Raw genomic sequence first — 1,080 nt, forward strand, 5'->3', positions numbered from 1 at the left:
TGACGTTGACCTTGTCCATGTCGGCCCCGTGGACCTGCGCCCAGCTGAGCACCACCGACGCGAAGGCCTCGTTGATCTCCACGAGGTCGAAGTCCGCGAGCGACATCCCCGATCGATCGAGCACGCGCTGCGTGGCCTGGACAGGGCCGTCGAGGTGGAATTCGGGCTCCCCGCCTACGAGGGCCTGGTGGACGATCCGGGCGCGGGGCTTGAGTCCGTGCGATTTCGCGACGTCCTCGTCCATGAGCAGCACGGCCGCGGAGCCGTCGGACATCTGCGAGGACGTACCGGCGGTGTGCAGCCCGTCCTCGAGCACCGGGCGGAGCCCGGCGAGCGATTCGGCGGTGGTGTCGCGGAGTCCCTGGTCGCGGCTCACGGTGATCTGCTCGCCGGTGTACGTACCGTCCTTGAGCCGCTCGGGGGCGGAGACGTCGAAGGTCTCGCGGTCGAACCGACCCTCGTCCCAAGCGCGCCGCGCACGCTGCTGGGAGACGGCGCCGAACTCCTCGAGCTCGGCACGCGAGATCCCGCGACGCTTGGCGATGCGGTCGGCTGCCGTGAACTGATCGGGGAGGTCGATCGTCCAATCGTCGGGACGGGGCATGCCGTTGCTCCCGTCCCCGACGGCGGCGCGAAGGGCGATCCACGACATCGACTCGACGCCGCACGCGATGCCCGCGTCGATCGCGCCGGCCGCGATGAGGTTCGCGACGAAATGGTTGGCTTGCTGGGCCGAAGAGCACTGGCAGTCGATCGTCGTGCACGCGGTCTGCCACGGCAGCCCCGAGGCGAGCCAGGCGCCGCGGGTCACGTTGTTCGACTGGGCGCCGGCTTGCGACACGCAGCCGCCCACTGCCTGCTCGATGAGCGCGGCGTCAACTCCCGCGCGACGGATGACCTCCGTCTGCGAGGCGCCGAGGAGATGGGCGGGATGGAGGCCGGAAAGTGCGCCCTTGGCCTTGCCGATGGGGGTGCGAACGGCTTCGACGATCACTGGATTTCCCATTTTTGCCTTCCCTTTGAGGATCATTTAGCAGGCGGAGTGGTCTATAAATGCGCAGTTAAAGGGCCAAAAGTTGC

1 protein-coding gene is annotated in these 1,080 nt (G+C 68.1%); it reads right to left on the reverse strand.

Going from position 1 to position 1,080, the window contains the following annotated elements:
- The coding region (locus tag V7E05_RS13265; RefSeq protein WP_333620114.1) for a steroid 3-ketoacyl-CoA thiolase at positions 1 to 1,006 on the reverse strand (1,006 nt) is incomplete at its 3' end.
- Between the last annotated feature and the right edge of the window lie 74 nt (positions 1,007 to 1,080).

It is taken from the genome of Dietzia sp., from assembly GCF_036741115.1.
Taxonomy (GTDB): Bacteria; Actinomycetota; Actinomycetes; order Mycobacteriales; family Mycobacteriaceae; genus Dietzia.